Below are 4,787 nucleotides of genomic sequence, written 5' to 3'. Positions count from 1 at the left end.
AGGATCTTCACCGCGAAACCGGCACCGAAGAGGATCAGAGCGAGCAGAAGAACAAGAAGCAGGGGAACCATAGTTATCAACCTCCGAAGCGCCTTGTGCCCGGCCGCCCTCCGCCCATGCATGCGATTTTTACGTGTTTCTTACTCGCGCAGGGGGGCAGAAGAACGCGCCCGCGTTCCAGCCCGCAGGAGGCCGGCCCGCGCCGAGGTCACCGCGGTGACAGTGCCCAGGTCTGCGGGCCTCGCGCCTCGATGCTGGCTGCCGGGCCGGCATGAACTCCACGGCGGTGCCACCGCAGCCGGCCGCAATGTCCAGCAGCCGGTCCCGTTCCACTCGTCGGCCGCCAGGCCCCACCGGAGCTTGGTCGCGGTCCACTCCGCCCCGTACCTGCACAACGCCGCCGGCAACGGCGGCAGCCACTCCTCCGGGTCCCGGTCCGACTTCGACCGGTTCGAACGCGCAGCCACCGCCACACGCGAGGTCAGCTGACCGAGGTCGTTCGCGTACGCCTCCCGACGCGCCTGACCAGCCCGGGGGTGGTGTCAGCGGCCGTCGCGGCGCCGCTCGTATCGCCACACCGCGTCGAGTTCGTGCTCGTGCGGGGCGCCGGGCGGCGCTGGGCAACCGTGGGGCAGGCGGCCCCCCCGTACCGGTGACGCCTTGGCGGCGTGAACGAAAACACCGTCTGCACGGGCGCGTTGACGTCGTCGCCCGAAGGCCAACGCCAACGTCCCCTCACGATACTGCGCCACCGAAAGTGAGACAGGGCCGGTGATCGTACAGATTTTGCTCCCCTCGGATGAGCCAGGGGCGTCAGAATGGTGCGATGGACCATCGCTTCGTTGGCATCCCGGAGTTGACCGACGTTCCCCGCGTTGCAGTCGTCATCGACGTCATGCGCGCCTTCACCGTGGCTGCCTGGGCCTTCTCACGTGGCGTCGAGAGGATCGTCCTGGCCTCAACGGAGAGTGAGGCACTTGCCTTGAAGGAAAGCCACTCGGGTTGGCTGGCATTGAAGGACGGAGCTCCAGCGGCGGGATTCGACGCGGTGAACTCACCTGGCTTGCTCAGGTCATGCGATTTCGCTGGGCGCACGCTGGTGCAGAAGACGACGGCAGGAACCGTGGGCGCGCTTGCCGTCGCGAACGCGCCGCTGGTCCTGTGCGCGAGCTTCGTGGTGGCCGGCTCGACCTCACGGTTTCTGCAGACCAAAGATTCCGGTCCGGTGACGTTCGTTGTCACCGGCGAGGGAGGCCAGGCCGACGAGGACCTGGCCTGCGCTGAATACATTGGTCAATGTATGGCCGGAGGCGATGTCGAGGCGGCCCCGTATCTCCACCGCGCGAGGACTTCTCGTGCAGCGGCAGAGCTCGCCGGTGGGCTGCGGAGCGGATACCACCCAGACGATGTCGATCTCTGCTTGGAAATCGACAGGTTCTCCTTTGCGATGATGGCTCGCCAGGAAGAGTCCCTAACGGTGCTCCGTCGCGTTGCGGTGCCTGACATCCCGTCCAGTGAGCCTTTTCCAACCTCTTGTTGAGGCGTGGTGAGGGACGAGGGCGGCCTTCACGATGTCGGTGATCCGGTTGGTGCTGCAGCGGAGCTTCCGCAGGACTCGGATGTGTCGGCCGGCGCCTTGGTACGCCTTGTCCGCCCAGCATCACGATGAGCCCCTTCGGCTGCGCCGGATTGAGGTACGGACGCCCGGTGTTCGGGCACGACGGGGCATGGGGTCTCCGTGTGAACGGCCCTGTCAGGGCGGGCAGGCGCCAGAAGGGGCCGATGGCGCACACGCCAGGACCCCGTACGTGACGCGCGACCGCCGGAGCCGACGCACAGCGGCTGCCCCTGTCGCCACAGCGGCTCTCCGCCTCGGCGAGGGGCTCGCCGGCAGAGCGTCGGTCGGGCGAACTCCCCTAGTTCACATGCTCCCTGACAGAAAACCAGCTGCGCCCCAGCCCCGCTAGCAGGCCGCTGACCTGCACCGTCTTTCATCCCAAGATGGAACTGTCCATCATTCGGTCATGCTCTTGCCGGCAAGGCCGCTTCGAGCAAGTATTCCTATCAATCCGATGGGAAAGGTGGGATTCGCTCAGTACGGCTGGCCAAGACGTTGATGCTGCCGGCTCGCGCCAGGCTCGGCACCCGGTGCATGAGCACCGTCTCCCACCCCTCCTGCGCCTCCCAGCAACCGGCCGACGCCACCCAACAACGTTCCGGAGTAGCCGACATGACCACCGCCATCCCCCATGGCACCGCCGTCCGCCCAGCCCCCGCGCCACGCAGCCGCACCCGGGCCTGCCGATGACGCCCATGCGGACGACACCCAGCCCCACCGGCCGCCGATCTGCCGACGAGCAGCGCCACGCGCTCCTGCGTACCGCCCGCGATGTGGCAGACGACCTCGCCGCGGACGCCATCGCCCGCGATCAAGCCGGCAAGCCGCCGACCGACGAGGCGGCCCGGCTGCGCGAGGCCGGCCTGCCGGCGGCCCTCACCCCGCCCGGGCCCGGTCGCGGGGCGGATTGGCGTACCGGATGCGCCGTCATACGGGAGATCGCCGCAGCGGACAGCTCCGTAGGTGACGTACTCGCCCGCCACTACGTACACACCTGGAGCGGACGCTTCTACGCGGATCACCAGCACGCGACCGCCCTCGAAGAGGAGTCGGTGCGCGCGCAGTGGCTGTGGACCGGGGCGGTCCGCACTTCCGCGCCCAACGACGACGCCAAGGGACCAGACCTCACACTGAGGCCGCGCACCACCGGCTACCTGCTGAACGGGCGCCGGTCCGTGGAAACGGCGGTGGCCGCAGCCGACCAGATCGTGGTGGACGCCGTCTGCGCCGCGACCGGTGACGTCCTGGTCGCACGGATCTCACCCGGCGCACGGGGCGTGACCGTCGAACCCGCCCACGATCGCCTCGGGCAGCGGGTCGCCGGCGCGGGTGAGGTCGTCCTGGACCGGGTCGCCATCACGCCGGGGCAGGTACTGGGCCGCCGGCCGCACGACGAGGAGTCGACCGCACCCTTCACCGCGCTCGCGGAGCCGGCGCTCCGGCTCGCCCTGTGCCACGTCGGCCTCGGCATCGCCGAAGGCGCCCTCACCGAAGCACGCGACCTCATCAGGGGTGGCCGCGCACACCGGCTGCCCGGTGAGGACCCGGATCTCTACCTGGCGTACGGGGAACTCGCCTCTGCTGCTCAGACGGCGACCGCCGTGGTCGACCGGGCTACGGAAGTGATGGCGCAGGCTCTCGCCACAGGTCCGCAGCTCGATGCCGAGGTACCCGCGGGCGTCGCCGCTCTGGTCGCCACGGCCGAAGCCGTGGTGTCGAAGGCCACCCTGCACATCACCGCCCGGGTGCTGGAACTCGCCGACGCCCCCGGCCTGGACCGGTTCTGGCGCAACGCCCGAGTCCTGACAGCCCACCGCCCGGTCGCGCACCGCCTGCGTTCCATCGGCGAGCACTACCTCAACGGCTCCCACCGCGCGGTGGCGGCCGCCTTCCATTGACTCACGGCACCACACAGGGCCCGGATCCGCGCCCTGAGCCCCCCGGCTGCCGGGCACGCGTACCTGCCCGGCAGTCTGCGGCCACCCGCGACGGACGCCGGCCGAATCCATGCCAGATAATGTCCCTATGCGGATCTCAGCCAGGGCGGACTACGCGGTACGTGCCGCGTTGCAGCTTGCCGCGTCACAGGATGACGGGCCAGTGAAGGCCGAAGCCATCGCCGACGCTCAGGACATCCCCCACAAGTTTCTCGAGGGCATCCTGAACGACATGCGCCGAGGCGGTCTCGTGCTCAGCCAGCGCGGCGGCAACGGCGGCTACCGGCTCGCCAAGCCCGCCCAGTCCATCAGCATCGCGGATGTCATACGTGTCGTGGACGGCCCGCTCGTCTCGGTGCGCGGGGTCCGCCCACCGGACCTGTCCTACACCGGCCCCGCCCAGTCGCTGCTCCCGCTGTGGATCGCACTGCGGGCCAACGTGCGCGAGATCCTGGACGGCGTGACACTCGCCGACGTCGCGTCATCCAACCTGCCCTCTCAAGTATCGGCACTGGCCGAGACCCCCGGGGCCTGGACCAATCCCTGACCCTCGCCCCACCTGCACTTTCTCGCATCGCGAGATCGCGCCGTCCATCATGCGGTCAACCTCTTGGGGCGGGTGTCCGCCTCTGCCAGGATGCCTACCAACCAGGTGGGAAAACTAGGAATTGAGTGAGGTGGCCGTGCGAACCCTGCACCACGCAGGCCGGATGCTGCCCCTGACCTCCCGCAGGCACATCGACCTGGTCCGTACGTCCAGCGCCATCTGTCAGCCCAGCTGAACACCGTTCCCCGGGCCTGGCTCCGCGCGTGGTGCACCACTGGGCGCTGCCCCGCTCCGCTCTCCGTCGGCCGGGCCGCTCGGCCGACCTCACCGACCGCATGCCGTCGGGCGGCCGTCCGATGTACGGCTCGACGTCCGTCCCGGGGGCGTCCGACATCCTTTCCTCAGTCTGACCGCGATCCCGCCGCCGACGGCCGGGAGCGGGTGCCGTGTGCGCCGACGGCTTCGCGTCGCCCATCTCCGTACCTCTCTGAACACCATCCCGTGAAAGGACACCTCCGTGTCTGCCGCAAGACCGCTCACCACCCTGCGCGCCATCGCCGTCACAGCGACGCTTCCCCTGCTGCTCACCGCCTGCGGCTACGGTTCCGAGGCGAAGAAGGACGAGTCGAAGGACAAGCCGGCCAACGTCGCGGACGCCGGCAAGCCGCTCTCCGCCTCCGAGGTC

4 protein-coding genes and 1 pseudogene are annotated in these 4,787 nt (G+C 69.4%); 4 read left to right on the top strand and 1 reads right to left on the bottom strand.

Features of this window, described 5'->3' with window-relative positions:
• Positions 1 to 122 (bottom strand): annotated as a pseudogene (locus tag ACFWB8_RS36730) (hydrophobic protein); the annotation flags it as partial.
• A gap of 704 nt (positions 123 to 826) precedes the next feature.
• Here ACFWB8_RS36730 and ACFWB8_RS36725 point away from each other — a divergent pair.
• From ACFWB8_RS36725 to ACFWB8_RS36710, 4 genes are all read left to right on the top strand, one after another.
• Complete coding sequence (locus tag ACFWB8_RS36725) at positions 827 to 1,540, top strand: 2-phosphosulfolactate phosphatase (RefSeq protein ID WP_385237570.1); 714 nt, start codon at positions 827 to 829, stop codon at positions 1,538 to 1,540.
• Between the two features lie 773 nt (positions 1,541 to 2,313).
• Positions 2,314 to 3,516, top strand: coding sequence for an acyl-CoA dehydrogenase (locus ACFWB8_RS36720; protein ID WP_385237567.1), 1,203 nt, complete (start codon positions 2,314 to 2,316; stop codon positions 3,514 to 3,516).
• A gap of 127 nt (positions 3,517 to 3,643) precedes the next feature.
• Positions 3,644 to 4,102 carry an RrF2 family transcriptional regulator gene (locus tag ACFWB8_RS36715; RefSeq protein ID WP_385237564.1) on the top strand — a complete coding sequence of 153 codons (459 nt, stop codon included), beginning with the start codon at positions 3,644 to 3,646 and terminating at the stop codon, positions 4,100 to 4,102.
• Between the two features lie 130 nt (positions 4,103 to 4,232).
• Positions 4,233 to 4,337, top strand: coding sequence for a putative leader peptide (locus ACFWB8_RS36710; RefSeq protein WP_385237561.1), 105 nt, complete (start codon positions 4,233 to 4,235; stop codon positions 4,335 to 4,337).
• The last annotated feature ends 450 nt before the right edge of the window (positions 4,338 to 4,787 follow it).

Source organism: Streptomyces sp. NPDC060031 (genome assembly GCF_042736805.1).
Classification (GTDB): domain Bacteria; phylum Actinomycetota; class Actinomycetes; order Streptomycetales; family Streptomycetaceae; genus Streptomyces.
The sequence above is the reverse complement of the archived record's forward strand: the minus strand, read 5'-3'. Positions and strand labels throughout refer to the sequence as shown.